Genomic DNA, 16,898 nt, shown 5'->3' with positions numbered 1-16,898 from the left:
TATAAAATATTTATTAATACATGTCAATATTTACTTATTGATAATATGGTTCCTATTTCTCCTGATATTTTTTGTAATATATTATATATAATAGCAATTTCACGCATATAATGTAGTCTTTTTATTTTTATAAATTAAAAAATTTTAATTTTATATAAAATAAAAAAAACTCTTTATTTTTGATTGACATATTATTCCATCAAGCATACAATATTTTTATAAAGTTAATTAAAACAGCAAAGGCGCTGTAGGTTATAAGTATCCTACAGCGCTTTTCTTTTTTTCAAGATATTTAAGTAATTATTAGATTATATGATGATGTATAAGTCTATATTTATTAAATATTTTTTATTTTTAAATTTTGGAGGTAATTATTATGACAAAAGTCCCAGAAATATTTGGAAGTTTAGTATTTAACGAAACTGTGATGAAAGAAAGACTGCCTAAAGATGTCTATAAAGCATTACAAAACACTATAAAAGACGGTAAACCAATCGATTTAAAAGTTGCAAATGTAGTTGCCACTGCAATGAAAGATTGGGCAATAGAACATGGTGCTACCCATTTTACTCATTGGTTCCAACCAATGACTGGTATTACTGCTGAAAAACACGATAGTTTTATAAGTCCAACTAATGATGGAAAAGTAATCATGGAGTTCTCTGGTAAAGAATTAGTAAAAGGTGAACCAGACGGTTCATCATTCCCTTCAGGAGGTTTAAGATCTACTTTTGAAGCTAGAGGATATACAGTATGGGACCCAACTAGTTATGCATACTTGAGAAATGGTACTTTATGTATTCCTACAGCCTTTTGCTCATATGGAGGTCAAGTACTTGACAAGAAAACTCCTTTATTAAGATCAATGGAAGCTATAAATAAATCAGCTGTAAGACTTTTACATCTTTTAGGAGAAACAGATGTAAAAAGAGTTACTACTACAGTTGGTCCTGAACAAGAATATTTCTTAATAGATAAAAGCTTATACAATAAAAGAATAGATTTAAAATTTACTGGTAGAACTTTATTTGGTGCAAAACCTCCAAAAGGCCAAGAGTTAGATGACCATTACTTCGGTGCAATAAAGCCAAGAGTAGTTAAATATATGAAAGATTTAGATGAAGAATTGTGGAAATTAGGAGTTTTAGCAAAAACTAAACACAACGAAGTTGCTCCAGCTCAACACGAGTTAGCTCCTATATTTACAACTACAAACGTCGCTACTGACCACAACCAATTAACTATGGATGTTATGAAAAAAGTAGCTTGTAAACACGGTTTAATGTGTTTATTACATGAAAAACCATTTGCTGGTGTCAACGGTTCTGGTAAACACAACAACTGGTCTATATCAACAGATACAGGTAAAAATATATTAAGCCCTGGTAAAGACCCTATAAACAACAAAGTATTCTTAACTTTCTTAGTAGCAATAATCAAAGCTGTTCATGAAAATCAAGACTTACTTAGAATATCAGTTGCAGATGCTGGAAATGACCATCGTCTAGGTGGAAATGAAGCACCTCCTGCAATATTATCAATGTTTATAGGTACTGATTTAGAAAAAGTATTAAAATGTATTGAAGAAAACCTTCCATACAATGAAGAAACTTTAAATTCATTAGCAATAGATGTCGGTGTATTGCCATCATTTAAAAAAGATACTACAGATAGAAACAGAACTTCTCCATTTGCATTTACAGGAAATAAATTTGAGTTTCGTATGTTAGGTTCTACTGCTAATATAGCTTGCCCTAACACTATACTTAATACTATAGTTGCTGAATCTCTTGATTATGTTTCTGATTATATCGAAGGAAAAGACGATATAGATAAAGCTTTAAATGAAGTACTAAAGAAAATATTAAAAGAACATAAAGCTATAATATTTAATGGAAATAACTACGCACCTGAATGGGTAGTTGAAGCAGAATCTAGAGGATTATTAAATTTAAAATCTTCTGCAGAAGCTCTACCTCATTATACAGATGAAAAAAATATAAAATTATTTGAAAAACACGGAGTATATACTAAATTAGAATTAGAATCAAGAAAAGAAATACTGCTTGAAAAATACTCTCAAACTATAAATATTGAAGCACTTACAATGCTTGAAATGATCAAAAAAGATATTATACCAGCTGTATGTAATTATTCTAAAGATTTAACAGAATCTGCTTTAGCTAAAAAAGACTTATCTTCAGACATAGATATATCTTTAGAAACTAATTTAGTATCTAAAATCTCTTCACTAAGTAGCTGTTTAGCTAAGAAAACTGCTGATTTAGAAAAAGTTCTTTTAGGTGCAAAAGATTGTGATGATAGCGAAAAATTAGCTAAATACTATCATGATACAGTATTATCTCAAATGAATGAAGTTCGTGCTATAGCTGACGAACTAGAAACATTAGTAGGAAAAGGCTACTGGCCATTCCCAACTTATACAGATTTATTATTTAGCGTATAAAATATTTAAATTCATATTTTAACATAACTAAATACTATCTACACAAAGGCGTGTACTCTATCTAGATAAATGGTGGGTACACGCCTTTAATTTCTTTTTAACTTATGTATTTAGGATTTATAAATTTTTCAATATTTGCTTTATCTTTTATATTGGAAATTATGAAAATTTAATTATTAGGAGGATTTATTATGTATTCATCAGTCGATACGATTTGGGTATTATTAGGAGCTGCTTTAGTATTCTTTATGCAAGCTGGGTTTGCAATGGTTGAAACAGGATTTACTAGAGCAAAAAATGCAGGTAATATTATAATGAAAAACTTGATGGATTTCGCTTGTGGAGCGTTAGTCTTTTGGATATTTGGATTTGGTTTGATGTTTGCTGGCAGTGGTAAACTAATAGGCGGACTCGACTTTTTTATCCAAGGTAATTATGGTGTCGAAGGTAGTTATACTTCTTGGGCATATGTAATATTCCAAACAGTATTTTGCGCTACTGCTGCAACTATAGTTTCAGGAGCTATGGCAGAAAGAACAAAATTTAAATCTTATTTAGCTTATTCAATTGCAATAAGTGCATTTATCTATCCTATATCAGGTCACTGGATTTGGGGTGGCGGTTGGCTTTCTCAATTAGGATTTATAGACTTTGCAGGTTCTACTGCAGTTCATATGGTAGGTGGTCTAGCAGCCTTAGTAGGTGCTAAAATTTTAGGACCTCGTATTGGAAAATACAACAAAGACGGCAGTGCAAATGCAATACCAGGACATAATATAACAGTTGGTGCTCTTGGAGTATTTATATTATGGTTTTGTTGGTTTGGATTTAACGGATGTTCGACAACTTCAATGACTGGTGATGATAATTTAATTCTTGCAGGTAGCGTATTTGTGACAACTAATATAGCAGCCGCTGCTGCAACAGTAACAACAATGATATTTACTTGGGTTAAATATAAAAAACCTGATGTTTCAATGACTCTAAATGGTTCACTTGCTGGCCTTGTTGCAATAACAGCAGGATGTGCAGTAGTTAATCCAATTGGTGCATGTATAATAGGTATAGTCGCAGGCCTAACTGTAGTTGTCGTAATAGAATTTTTAGATCAAAAATTAAAAATAGATGACCCAGTCGGTGCGATAGGTGTCCACGGTGCATGTGGTGCAATAGGTACAATTCTTACAGGTGTATTTGCAGTAGATGGTGGTCTAGCATATGGCGGAGGTTTTCATCTATTAGGAGTTCAATGTTTAGGTGTATTAGCTGTTATGGCTTGGGTTTTAGTAACTACTACTATATTATTCAAAGCTATAGATGCTACTTTAGGTCTTAGAGTTAGTGAAGAAGAAGAAATCGTCGGCCTTGATAAATTAGAACATGGTCTATCAAGTGCATATGCTGACTTTGCAAAAGCAAGTACAGTTAGAAAATTAAAAACTGCAGCAGAAAAAGTATCTGTTGACAAAGCTGTTCCAGTACAACTAGTAAGCAAAAGTGCTTCTTCAGATATAGTAGCTTCTGATATTAAATTGACAAAAATTGAAATAATAACAGATCAAGATAAATTTAAAGATTTAAAAGATGCCTTGAGTGATATAGGCATAATGGGTATGACTGTTTCTAATGTTTTAGGTTGTGGTACTCAAAAAGGTGCTCCTAAATATTATAGAGGTGTTGCAGTAGAAATGGAATTACATCCTAAGATATTAGTTGAGATAGTAGTCGCAAAAGTGCCAGTACAAACTATTATAGATACTGCTAAAAAGGTTTTATATACTGGTAATATAGGCGACGGTAAGATATTTGTATCATCTGTAGAAAATGCAGTTAAGATACGTACTGGTGAAGAAGGCGTAGATGCCCTTCAATATCCAGAAGAAAAAGCTAATTAATATGCTAGTTAACTATAATCTATTTATAATTAATTAGGTCATAGTAATTACATTTAATCCTGGGATTATGATAGAGGTATCATATCCTAGGATTTTTTAAATTTAAAAGGAGGAAAAATCAAGATTAGATTTTTCCTCCTTTTATTTCTATTTAAAATTATTTATTTACAACTCTTAATGCAGTTTCAACTACGTTTTCAACTGTAAATCCGAATTCTTTAAATAATATTGATGCTGGTGCAGATGCTCCGAAGTGATCAAGTGCGATTACTTCACCATCTAAACCAACGTATTTATACCATCCGAAAGAAGATGCAGCTTCTACAGCTACTCTATTTCTAACAGCGTTTGGAAGTACGCTTTCTTTGTATTCAGCGCTTTGTGCTTCGAATAATTCAAATGATGGCATACTTACTACTCTAGCGTCAATACCTTTTTTAGCAAGTTCATCAGCAGCACCCATTATTAATTCAACTTCTGAACCTGATGCCATAAGTATTACATCTGGAGTTTCTTTTTGAGAGTCTTTTAATATATAAGCTCCTTTTAAAGCAACTTTTCCATCTATATCGTATAGTGGTAAGTTTTGTCTTGTTAATACTAATGAAGTTGGTGTAGTTTTGTTTGTTACAGCGTAGAACCAAGCAGCAGCAGTTTCATTTGAGTCAGCTGGTCTGAATACTGTCATGTTTGGTAAACTTCTAAGTGCAGCTAATTGTTCTATTGGTTGATGAGTAGGTCCATCTTCTCCAACACCTATACTATCGTGAGTTAATATATAAGTCACTGGTAAGTTCATTAAAGAAGATAATCTCATTGCACCTTTCATATAATCGCTAAATACGAAGAATGTCGCACAATAAGCTTTAAGTCCACCGTGAGCAGCTATTGCATTAGATATTGCAGCCATTGCATGCTCTCTTACACCAAAGTGTATATTTTGTCCACTTCTGTCTTCTTTTGAGAAGAATCCAGTGTTTTTCATATCACTTTTATTAGATGGTGCTAAGTCAGCAGATCCACCCATTAAGTTTGGTATGAATGATGTTAATCTATTTAATACATCTCCTGATGATTGTCTAGTTGCACATCCTTTTTCAAATTTCCAGAATTCTTCACTATTTAATAATTCATCAGTAACATCTAAATCATGCCATTTTTTATATTCTGCTGCTAATTCTGGATAAGCTTCTTCGTATTTTGCAAATAACTCATTCCAGTTTTGTTCAGCATTTTCACCGTTAGCTATATATGTTTCCATATTAGTGTAAACATCTTGTGGTATAAAGAAGTCTTCAGCTTCCCATTTCATTACTTCTTTCATTTCTTTTATGTTGTCAGCACCTAGTGGCTCACCATGAGCTTTAGCTGAACCTTGTCTAGCTGGACAACCATATCCGATTTGAGTTTTTACGATTATTATAGAAGGTTTTTCAGTTTCAGCTTTTGCTTCATCTATAGCTTTTGATATAGCATCTATATCGTTTCCATCTTCTATATTTAATACTTGCCATCCATAAGCTTCATAACGTTTAGCAACATCCTCTGTAAATGCTACATCTGTATCCCCTTCTATAGTTATGTTGTTTGAATCGTAAAGTAATATTAATTTACCAAGACCTAATGTACCTGCAAGTGAAGAAGCTTCTGAAGATATACCTTCCATTAGGCATCCATCACCTGTTATAGCGTATGTATAATGATCTACTATATTAAATCCATCTCTGTTGAATTTATCAGCAAGTTTTGCTTCAGCTATTGCAAAACCTACAGCATTACATATACCTTGTCCTAAAGGGCCTGTAGTTATCTCTACACCTTTAGTATGACCGTATTCTGGATGTCCAGGTGTTTTACTTCCCCATTGTCTAAATTCCTTTATGTCATCTACAGTTATTCCATATCCGAATAAGTGTAGTAATGAATACTCAAGCATTGAACCATGACCTGCAGATAATACGAATCTATCTCTGTTTTTCCAGTCAGGATTTTTACCATTGTGATTCATTTTTGTCCATAAAGTGTATGCCATACTAGCAGCACCAAGTGGTAATCCAGGATGTCCTGAATTTGATTTTTGTATAGCATCAGCTGCTAGTACTCTAATTGCATTAATACATTTCACATCTAAATTGTTCATATATTTCCTCCATTAAATTAAAACGTTGTGATAAAACTAAGGTCAATTTTTTTTATTTACCAAATGTAGCTTCCCAGTCTTTTTTGAACTTTTCTATCCCCTGATCTGTTAAAGGATGTTTTAACATTTGTTCAATTACTTTTGTAGGAACAGTAGCTATATCAGCTCCAGCAAGTGCTGCATCTATAACGTGTATTGGATTTCTAACGCTAGCTGCTATGATTTGTGTATCTATTTCGTGAACTGCGAATATTTCAGCTATAGTTCTTATTAAATCCATACCTGGTGTAGATATGTCGTCTAATCTTCCTAAAAATGGTGATACGTATGTTGCCCCAGCTCTTGCAGCAAGTAATGCTTGAGTTGCTGAGAATATTAATGTTACGTTAGTTTTTATTCCTTCTTTAGTTAAAACTTTTACAGCTTTTAAACCTTCACCTGTCATAGGTATTTTTACTACCATATTTGGATGAATTGCCGCTATTTCACGTCCTTCTACTATCATACCTTCTGCATCATCACTATTAACTTCTCCGCTTATAGCTCCATCAACTATTGATGCAATTTCTTTTATAGTTTCTTTGAAGTCTTTTCCTTCTTTTGCTATTAAAGATGGGTTAGTTGTTACACCGTCTATTACTCCCATGTCGTTCACTGCTTTTATTTCGTCAATATTAGCTGTATCTAAAAAAAATCTCATGTTTTAATCCTCCTTAACGTTTTCATATTTCATAATCATTATAACATGTATTATTCCAAATTCTACAAAAATATAATAATTTTTTATATAAAATATGATATAAACTTTATCTTTTTAATATTAATTTTGTAAAAAGTCGAAATTTGTAAATACTCGTAATTTCTCACAGATTTTCATCAACTTTTTATTTACCTCTGTATTTTAACTTAATTTTGTACGTACTAATGTCCCCAGAATCTCTAGATATAGAATACTCTATTACTCTATTATTATCATCATAAGTAATTGTTCTCACTTCTTGAAGTGGACTTCCAACTTTAAGTTTTAGCTTTTGAGCGTCTTCTCTCCCCGCCGCAACTACTCTAAATTCCTTTTCTGCATAACATATATTGATATTATATTCCTCTGACATTGTTTTATATAATGATACAGATGAAAAATCATATCTGTCCATATTGGAAAATATAGAGGCCGGCACAAAAGTTATAATACTCATCGCTGGGCGTTCATCTATAAATCTTACTCTTTCTAATTCATAGACTTCCTTTTCTTTATCTCCAAAAATCTGTTGTAATTTAGAATCTAATTTTATAGCTTTAATTGAAAGTGCTTCTGTTCTTATCTTATGATTACTTTCTTTAAATGCTTCTTCAAAGCTTTTTAAACTTCCCAAATCCCATGAATTTAGCTTTTCTCTTTCAGCAACAAAAGTTCCTACACCTCTACGTTTTTCAATATAACCCTCTTTAACTAGATTGTCGATTGCTTGTCTTACAGTTGTACGACTTACGCCATAGCTTTGTATTAATTCATGTTCTGTCGGTAGAGCTTTATTTTGCGGATATGTACCATCTTTTATCTTTTCTAAAAGTTTGTTTTGTAGTTGAAAATATAGTGGTAATGGACTATTTTTATCTATCATGTTTCTTCCTCTCTTAATAAATATACTTTAATCAATAATGATATAATTATCCCATTGATAAAACTTTTGGTCAAGAAATTAAAGACATATTTAATACGTTGTCATGATGTCATTATATCATATCTAATCCAAAAAACAATATTAATTAGAAAACTTTTATTATTTTAACCTAAATATGATATAATACTAAAATGATATAATAAAAATCATAAAGAAATCTGTATTCTAACGAAATACATTTAAGTATATAGATTTCTTTGAGATATATGTGAAGAAATTATGATTATTTAATATCTATAATTTCTTATTATTCTCTAAAATATAATATTTATGAAAAGGTGAATTAAAATGGCAAAATTTAAATATGCATTTGATGATAATAAAAGATACCATACTTGGAATTACTACCTTAGAAATAACTTTGGTGAAAAAGTATTTAAAGTCTCTTTAAATGCTGGATTTACATGTCCAAACTTAGATGGTAAAGTTTCAAAAGGTGGATGTACTTATTGTAGTAATAGTGGTTCTGGTGATTTTGCTGGAAATCCAGCAAGTCCATTAAGCGAGCAATTTGCAGAAATCAAGGCTATGATGCATAAAAAATGGCCTAATGCGAAATATATAGCTTATTTCCAAGCTTATACTAATACTTATGCTCCACTAAATGTATTAAAAGATAAATTTGAAGAGGCACTATCTTTTGAAAATGTAATAGGTCTTTCAATTTCTACAAGACCAGACTGTTTAGAAGATGATGTAGTTGATTATTTAGCAGAACTTAACGAAAGAACAAATTTATGGGTCGAGTTAGGTCTTCAAACTATACACGACGTTACATCTAAAAAAATAAACAGAGGACACGACTATAATACATTTTTAGAAGGGCTTAAAAAGCTTCAAGATAGAAATATAAAAGTTATAGTTCATATAATAAATGGACTTCCAGGAGAAGACTACGACATGATGATGGAGACTGCAAAAGCAGTTGCAGATATGAATGTAGATGGAATCAAAATACATTTACTTCACGTTATAAAAGACACTGCCCTTGCAAGATCATTAGAGAAAAATCAATTTGAACTTATGGATAGAGATGAATATATAAATCTTGTGTGTGACCAACTTGAAATACTACCTCCTGAAATGATAATACATAGACTTACAGGTGATGGAAAACGTGATGAGCTTGTAGGACCTATGTGGAGTCTTAAAAAATGGGAAGTTTTAAATGATATAGACAGAACTTTAAAAGAAAGAGACACTTATCAAGGAATTTACTATAAAAAATAACATTATACTTCAATAAATTACTTAAAATAAAAAAGACTTCACATATTTTGTGAAGTCTTTTTTATTTACTTACTACATTCTGATATAGTCTCAGTTTGATATTTGTCTTCTTCTATTTCTTCCTTAACATCTTCTATTGCTTTTACAGCTATAAAAGTAGACACTACCATAAATAATACTCCGAATAATTTAACAACAGAGAAATCTTCTCCAAGCAAAGTCCATCCTATTATAACTGATAAAACAAGTTCTATTGATGCAACTACACCTGCTATAGATAGTTCTACACCTTTTAATATACCTTTAGAATATACTATATAAGACATTGCAGTAGGTATTATCCCTATAGCAGCAATATATCCAAATACTTTTACAGAATCTATTTTTGAAATAGTTTCTACTGGATTTATTCTAAAGCACATTAAAATCGCAGCTATTAAAAATGCATAAGCACTCATAGTTATATTATCCATTTCTTTTAATGCATTTTTATTGAAAATTGGTAGCATTGCGTAAGTTATCGCTGCCATTATACCCGCAAAAATACCAACTGTATTTATACCTTCTAGTTGGATTTTACCTCCTGTTACTGCTAAGTATGCACCTATTACACAAAATACTAATGATAATATTTTTATTTTATTAATTTTTTCTTTATATACTATTTTAGAAAAAATCGCTACAAATACAGGCGAAACATAAAGTAGAACTGCTGCCATAGATGCACCTACCATAGAGATTGAACTCATATAAGATATATTAAATACTAATTGGCATACTATCCCTATTCCAAGTACATATAAAATTCCCTTTTTTGTTATTTTAAACATTGTAGGCATAGTTAGCTTTCCATATATACTAATTGCTATAAATCCGCCTATCATTCTGAAAAACGCTATTTCTTCAGATGAAAAATTATAATCACTAATTTTGCTAACTAAAAATCCTAAGGTAGACCAAAAGATTCCGGCTAATAAAATATAAAAATATCCTATTTTATTTTTCATAATTTCCTCCTCAATTATGAATTTATAATACTTTCCTAAAAATAGAATTAGAGTGCAAAATATCCACACTCTAATCACTATATCAATTTCCTATTAAACAATCTTTTGGTAATGTTTTCTTATTTTATATGCTCTACATAAAAATCAACTAACATATCTTGTTTTATTTGTTTTGCTTTTTCGTTATAACCTAAGTCTTCTAATATTCTAAATGCAAATTCTAATGCTGTAGCAGGTCCTCTACTAGTTATTATATTTTTATCTGTTACAACTATTTGATCTTCTAAATAATTTACTTTATCTCTACCTTTTATAAAACCTGGATATGATGTACACTTTCTATCATCTAATATTCCAAATGCTTCTAAAGTTTGTGGTGCTGCACATATAGCGGCAACTATTTTTCCTTCATTGTTAAATTTAATTGCCATATCTTTTACTCTTTTATCTAATAAATTATCAGCTCCTGGTAATCCCCCTGGTAAAACTATAGCATCGTATTCATCTTGATTGATATTATCTATTATACAATCAGATTTTACTGTTATGTTGTGAGTTCCCCTAACATACTCCTCTTTTATAGAGCATAAATCACATTTTAACTCCGCTCTTCTAAGTACATCTACAACTGATAGCGCTTCAATTTCTTCAAATCCGTCAGCTATAAATACTAATATTTTTTTCATATTTAAGTCTCCTTTACCTTTTATATAAAAACTTTTTAGGTTGTAAAATTTTTATTTTCTTGTTATTATTATAATAAATAATTAAAAGTTACAACTATAATTTAATTATATAATTATTATATGGAAGGTGCAATTAATGATTTTAAATACACATTTAACAATTTCAAATGCACTTATAGAAAATATAGATTCTAGTAAATCGTTTTTTCTAAGTGAAAAGAACTTTATTTATGGCAATATCAAACCAGATATGACATCTAAGTACGTTTTACATAAGCATTATTTAAAAGAATCTTTCGATATGATAATCGGAAAAATAAAATCCCTATGTAAATTATCACTTGATTTTATTGAAAAATATTTTTCTGTAAGTAAGTTTAGTCAAGAATTAGGCGTTATATGCCATTTTTTATGTGATTTTTTTTGTGTACCACATAGTCAACGCTGGGAATTTTCCCATAGTTTTAAAAAGCACGTAGTCTACGAAAGAGACCTTCAATTAATAGCTAAAGATACTAATTTTAACAAAATAATTGAAAGAGATTCTTTAAGTCATACAAGTGTCGAAGAATTTTTCAACAAATTATATAGACAATATGTAGAAAAAGAAGACTTTGAAAATGATTTATTCTTCTCAACTTATATGTGTAATAGTGTTGTTAATTATATTTTAGATTGTATTTTGGAAAACACTATAAAATCTTATTCACTGCAAATTTGTAGTTAATAAGTAGTAATAAAGTAATAATAACTAGAAACTGGATGCTTAAATACATTCAGTTTTTATTTTTTTGAAATACTAGAATAAAAAAATGGCCTCTTAATTATTTAAGAGACCGAAAATTATATTAGAAAGAGTTTTTAACTATTTAGCTTTGTTATGATGTTTTTGTTCCCAAAAATCAGCACCTTTTATTCCTAATCTAATTGGATCAAAACTGATTTCATCTCTTGGAACCCCTGCCTTTAATTGTGATTCATAATCATTAAAACACAATAAAGCCTTCTTTGATAATGCCAAAATAGCAATTAAGTTTAGCCATGCCATCATAGCTACACCAATATCCCCCATAGTCCATGCTAATCCTGCAGACTTAATGCAACCAAATGCTGTCATAGCTAATAAAGCTATTCTAAGACAATTTATAGATAATTTACTAGATTTTCCTCCAGTAAATTTTTTAACTAAGTATGTTAAGTTAACTTCTGCAATATAGTAATACGCCATTAATGTAGTAAATGCAAAGAAGAAAAGTGCTATTGCTACAAAAGCTCCACCAAAACCTGGTATCAACGTATTTATTGCATTTTGAGTATATACAGGCCCTATATCTTCTATAGCATATCCCGGCATATTCTCAACCATTATATTTTTAGTAAATTCATTAAAAGTGTTGTAACAACCTGTCATAAGTATCATAAATCCAGTTGCTGAGCATACAAATAATGTGTCTACGTAAACTGAAAAGGCTTGTACAAAACCTTGTTTTGCCGGATGTGAAACTTCTGCTGCTGATGATGCTTGTGGCCCTGTACCTTGACCAGCTTCATTTGAGTAAACTCCACGTTTTACACCCCAAGCAATTGTAGAACCTAATATTCCACCAAAACTCGCCTCTGCTCCAAATGCAGATTTAAATATTAAAGCTATAACTCCTGGTAAATCACCTATATTGGCAATTATAATTACAACTGCCATTAATATATATGCACCACCCATAAACGGTACTATAAATTCTGCTGCTGAACCTATTCTTTTTATTCCACCAAATATAACTACTCCTGTTAAAATAACTAAAAATACTGCTGTAACGTTTACACTTATTCCAAATGCATTGTTTATAGATACTGCTATAGAATTTGATTGTACGCCTGGAAGAAGTATTCCTATAGCTATAACTGTAACTATAGCAAATAAAGTTGCATATGCTTTAGAAAAAGTTGTACTTCCAAATCCTTTTTCTATGTAATAAGCTGGACCTCCACGATATTCACCATCGTGTTCTTCTTTATAAAGTTGACCTAAGGTCGATTCTGCAAATGCTGAGCCTGCTCCCAAGAAAGCTATTGCCCACATCCAAAACAATGCTCCAGGTCCTCCCCATGCTATAGCAGTAGCAACACCAGCTATATTACCAGTTCCTATACGACCTGCAAGCGCTGTACAAAATCCTTGGAAAGATGATATCCCTTTTTCAGATGATTGTCCCGAAAATAAAAGGCCTACCATTTCTTTAATATTTCTAATTTGTGAAAATCTCGTTCTAAAGCTAAAATAAATCCCCGAAATAAAACATAATACTACTAATGCATTGCTCCAAACAATATTATTTATGGTAGTAATTATATCCTCCATAATGTCCCTCCCTTTTTAGTTTTTAGTTGTTTAACTTATAATAAAACCTATATTAATTAAATTGTATTATCTTTTATATTAATTAGTGTTAGAAATAAGTTATAATAAGATAATAAAAATTTAACATTAGTAAAAAATTTTTAACTAATTAATTTAATTTTCTATATTTTTTGATAATAAAATATGTAAAATATATAAAGTTTTACTTTTTATTTTTAATGCTACTAATAATAAATTTAACATTATTATTTTTTCTTTTTAGATATAACTAAAATCGATAATATAAAAAATAATAAAGCTGAGCCTATTAATATAAATACACTTGTAGTATTTGTTATTATCTTATCGTCTATATAATATACTACACCCATAGCTTCTTTAAACTCATCCATATAGCTTCCCGATATATTTGCAAACGACTCATTCATTTGCTTTTCCATAAATATCTGTCTTAATATGCTTATTCCGTGTGATGTTGGAAACAACTTGACTATTAGTTGAACATTTTTAGGCAACATAGAAATTGGCAGATAAATCCCAGTTATAAATCCTATCAATGTTCCAATTATCGAACTCGCTGTTGAAAATGCCTTTTGACTATTAAATAAAGATACTATAAATAATATCATCGCGCTATTTGATAATGTAGTTAAAAGTATGATTATTACGACTTCTATAAGTTGATTAAATGACAGCAACTCTGCTTTACTATATAATAGATATGCTTGTGAAATTATTAAAGCGATTATAGACATTATGCTCCCAACTATAAAAGAACTCAATATATATCCTCCCATAATTTTATAATTTTTCATTGGAGATACAACAAAATCTTTTATTTTATTTTTACTTTTATCCTCAACCATTATTCCAAACGCTCCTATATTAGCAGTTACTGATGTTACTCCAATAAGTCCAGCCATAATCCAGCAATTCATTAGATTTTTTGCACCTTTTATTTCTTTAAAAGAATCTACCCATACATCCCCTAAAAATACTATATATAATCCCAATACAATAAATACTGCTAATAGTGAAAAAAATACTGCTGTTTTATCTCTAAAAAACATCTTTAAATTTCTATTTATAAAAGTAATCACTTATTTATCCCCCTTTGTAATATTTAAAAATACATCGTCCATGCTACCTTTTATTACTTCAAAAGAGTTTATATAAATTCTACAATCATCTATTATTTTTATACTATCTAATGTTGTATTTATCTCTATAGTTATATTGTTGTTTTGTATAAAGAACTCATAATTATTTTCTTTTAGATAGTTTTCGATAAAATCACTTTTCTCATCGTCAAAATATATTATCATCTTGTCTTTAGCATATTTTTCTTTTAATTCATCAGTTGTACCCTTTGCTGCTATAACCCCTTTGTCCATAACTACTATATAGTCGGCTTTTGATGCCTCCTCCATATAATGAGTCGTAAGAAATACCGTCATATTATTATCTTTTTGCAAAGTTCTTATCATCTCCCATACGTTTTTTCTTGTTTTAGTATCTAATCCTGTAGTTGGTTCATCCAAAAATAATATCTTAGGTTTATTTATAAGTGCTCTTGCAATATCTACTCTTCTTCTCTGTCCGCCTGATAGTTTTCTATATTGTCTATTTATAATTTCTCTTATTCCAGTAATATCTGCTATTTCTTCTAAATTTTTATTAAACTCATCTTTTGACATGTTATATAATTTACTTCTAGTTATTAAGTTTTCTTTTACAGTTAAAAGTTCATCTAATACACTTTCTTGAAATACTACTCCTACTAATGATTTTATTTTTTCATCATCTTTTCCAACTTCATAGTTGTTTATTTTTATACTTCCTCTATCTAGTTTTAAAAACGTACACAACATATCTATAGTAGTCGATTTTCCTGCACCATTTAATCCTAAAAATGCAAATAACTCTCCCTCTTCAACATAAAAATCTATTCCATTGACAGCTTTTACATCTTTATAAGATTTTTGAAGTTGCCTAACTTCTATTATTTTATTATTAAGTCTCATTTTCCCCTCCCCCTTCTTACTAAAATTATATTCTTAAAAAAAAGAAAAACAAGTGATTTATACATCACTTGCTTAAATTTAACTTTATAAAAATAATTTATGAAATTACTTATTATATACTTATTTTAATATTATTTTATTTTCTTTAATAATTCTAATCTCAAATCATTTAATATAGTCTTTGTAGCTCTTTCTCTTATTTGTTGTCTATCTCCATTAAATACATATTTCTTTGAAATAACATCTCCATTTATATAAATTCCAAAATAAACTAGACCAACTGGCTTTTCATCACTTCCTCCACCAGGTCCAGCTATCCCAGTTGTCGCAATTCCTACATTTGTATTGTATCTAGCTGCCACACCACAAGCCATCTCTTTTGCACACTCACTGCTGACTGCTCCATATATATCTAGTGTTTCTTTTTTTACTCCTAGCGATTTCATCTTTGCTTCGTTAGAATAAGTTACGCATCCTTCCATAAACACAGAAGATATTCCCGGATAATTTATAAGGTTTGCTGATACCATACCTCCTGTGCATGATTCTGCAACAGCAATTTTTAAATCATGTTCTACTAATATTTTTGATACAACTTCTTCTATACTAGTCTCTCCAGTAGCATATAAATTCTGTTTAAATCTTTTTTTCATCTCATCTGACATAGGTTTTATAAGATTTCTAGCTTCATCTATATTTTTTGCTTTGGCTGTAATTCTAAGCGTACACTCATAACCTTTTGCATAAGTAGCTATAGTTGGATTAGTTTGTGAATCTATTATATCTATTATATCATTTTCGACTTGAGACTCTCCAACACCTATTATTCTAAGTACTTCTGATTCTATTACATCATCTGTAAGTTTTGATAAATAAGGTTTTACATAATTTTCAAACATAGCTTCCATTTCTTTTGGCGGTCCTGGAAGTACAATTATCATTTTATTGTCTTTTTCCATAATGCAACCTGGCGCTGTCCCATTGTCATTTTTAAGTATATATGCTTCTTTTGGGAAATAAGCTTGCTTTTCATTATTTTTAGTCGGCACTCTATTCATATGTTTAAATCTCTCTAACATAGCTTCTAATGATGGTTTATGTAACTCAAGTTTATAATCAAAGCATTTTGCACAAACTTCTTTAGTTATATCGTCTTCTGTCGGCCCAAGACCTCCAGTACATATAACAATATCACTTCTATTTAGACTTTCTTTTAATGTGCTTAATAATCTCTCTTCATTATCTCCTACAGTTAGTTGATAGTAAACTTCTATCCCCATACCTGCAAGCTCTCTAGCTAAATATCTACTATTAGTATTTAATATATCTCCTAATAAAATCTCTGTTCCAACTGTTATAATTTCTGCTTTCATAATTACTCTCCTATTTTTAATCTTTGTACTATTTTATT

Annotated in this window: 13 protein-coding genes; 4 read left to right on the top strand and 9 right to left on the bottom strand. The window is 30.1% G+C overall.

Annotated elements, in window-relative coordinates; genetic code table 11:
- The first annotated feature begins 376 nt into the window (after positions 1-376).
- Both ABCM86_RS05905 and ABCM86_RS05900 read left to right on the top strand, forming a co-directional pair.
- Positions 377-2,467 carry a glutamine synthetase III gene (locus tag ABCM86_RS05905; RefSeq protein WP_195930865.1) on the top strand — a complete coding sequence of 697 codons (2,091 nt, stop codon included), beginning with the start codon at positions 377-379 and terminating at the stop codon, positions 2,465-2,467.
- Between the two features lie 191 nt (positions 2,468-2,658).
- Positions 2,659-4,362, top strand: coding sequence for an ammonium transporter (locus tag ABCM86_RS05900; RefSeq protein ID WP_295676366.1), 1,704 nt, complete (start codon positions 2,659-2,661; stop codon positions 4,360-4,362).
- Positions 4,363-4,519: 157 nt separating this feature from the next.
- Here the strand turns inward: ABCM86_RS05900 and tkt are convergent, their stop codons facing one another.
- The 3 genes from tkt to ABCM86_RS05885 form a co-directional block, all read right to left on the bottom strand.
- Positions 4,520-6,502, bottom strand: coding sequence for a transketolase (gene tkt, locus ABCM86_RS05895; protein ID WP_295574533.1), 1,983 nt, complete (start codon positions 6,500-6,502; stop codon positions 4,520-4,522).
- 52 nt (positions 6,503-6,554) lie between these two features.
- Positions 6,555-7,202, bottom strand: a complete 648-nt coding sequence (gene fsa / locus ABCM86_RS05890) for a fructose-6-phosphate aldolase (protein ID WP_195930868.1) — start codon at positions 7,200-7,202, stop codon at positions 6,555-6,557.
- A gap of 184 nt (positions 7,203-7,386) precedes the next feature.
- On the bottom strand, positions 7,387-8,124 hold the full coding sequence (locus tag ABCM86_RS05885) for a GntR family transcriptional regulator (RefSeq protein WP_195930869.1): 738 nt from the start codon (positions 8,122-8,124) through the stop codon (positions 7,387-7,389).
- 348 nt (positions 8,125-8,472) lie between these two features.
- Here ABCM86_RS05885 and ABCM86_RS05880 point away from each other — a divergent pair, with 348 nt between their 5' ends.
- Positions 8,473-9,414, top strand: a complete 942-nt coding sequence (locus tag ABCM86_RS05880; protein ID WP_195930870.1) for a TIGR01212 family radical SAM protein — start codon at positions 8,473-8,475, stop codon at positions 9,412-9,414.
- Positions 9,415-9,479: 65 nt separating this feature from the next.
- Here the strand turns inward: ABCM86_RS05880 and ABCM86_RS05875 are convergent, their stop codons facing one another.
- Together ABCM86_RS05875 and ABCM86_RS05870 are read right to left on the bottom strand one after the other, a co-directional pair.
- Positions 9,480-10,421 carry a DMT family transporter gene (locus ABCM86_RS05875; RefSeq protein ID WP_195930871.1) on the bottom strand — a complete coding sequence of 314 codons (942 nt, stop codon included), beginning with the start codon at positions 10,419-10,421 and terminating at the stop codon, positions 9,480-9,482.
- Between the two features lie 119 nt (positions 10,422-10,540).
- Positions 10,541-11,107: a DJ-1 family glyoxalase III gene (locus ABCM86_RS05870; protein WP_195930872.1), complete on the bottom strand. Its 567-nt coding sequence runs from the start codon at positions 11,105-11,107 to the stop codon at positions 10,541-10,543.
- Between the two features lie 136 nt (positions 11,108-11,243).
- Between ABCM86_RS05870 and ABCM86_RS05865 the strand changes: the two genes are divergently transcribed.
- On the top strand, positions 11,244-11,834 hold the full coding sequence (locus tag ABCM86_RS05865) for a zinc dependent phospholipase C family protein (RefSeq protein WP_195930873.1): 591 nt from the start codon (positions 11,244-11,246) through the stop codon (positions 11,832-11,834).
- Positions 11,835-11,972: 138 nt separating this feature from the next.
- Here the strand turns inward: ABCM86_RS05865 and ABCM86_RS05860 are convergent, their stop codons facing one another.
- From ABCM86_RS05860 to ABCM86_RS05845, 4 genes are all read right to left on the bottom strand, one after another.
- The gene (locus ABCM86_RS05860; protein WP_195930874.1) at positions 11,973-13,463 is read right to left on the bottom strand and encodes an alanine/glycine:cation symporter family protein; all 1,491 of its coding nucleotides are present in this window, start codon (positions 13,461-13,463) and stop codon (positions 11,973-11,975) included.
- A 245-nt stretch (positions 13,464-13,708) separates the two neighbouring features.
- On the bottom strand, positions 13,709-14,563 hold the full coding sequence (locus ABCM86_RS05855; RefSeq protein WP_295574522.1) for an ABC transporter permease: 855 nt from the start codon (positions 14,561-14,563) through the stop codon (positions 13,709-13,711).
- Positions 14,564-15,487 (bottom strand): ABC transporter ATP-binding protein, encoded by a 924-nt coding sequence (locus tag ABCM86_RS05850; protein WP_195931539.1) that lies wholly within the window; start codon positions 15,485-15,487, stop codon positions 14,564-14,566. It lies immediately after the preceding gene.
- A 131-nt stretch (positions 15,488-15,618) separates the two neighbouring features.
- Positions 15,619-16,860: a competence/damage-inducible protein A gene (locus tag ABCM86_RS05845; protein WP_195931538.1), complete on the bottom strand. Its 1,242-nt coding sequence runs from the start codon at positions 16,858-16,860 to the stop codon at positions 15,619-15,621.
- Positions 16,861-16,898 lie beyond the last annotated feature (38 nt).

Origin of the sequence: Clostridium sp. 2218st1_F5_2218SCRN_220325 (assembly GCF_039062665.1) — a bacterium.
Taxonomy (GTDB): domain Bacteria; phylum Bacillota; class Clostridia; order Peptostreptococcales; family Peptostreptococcaceae; genus Intestinibacter.
Note: the sequence above shows the minus strand (reverse complement) of the source record. Positions and strands in the feature narration are given on the sequence as shown.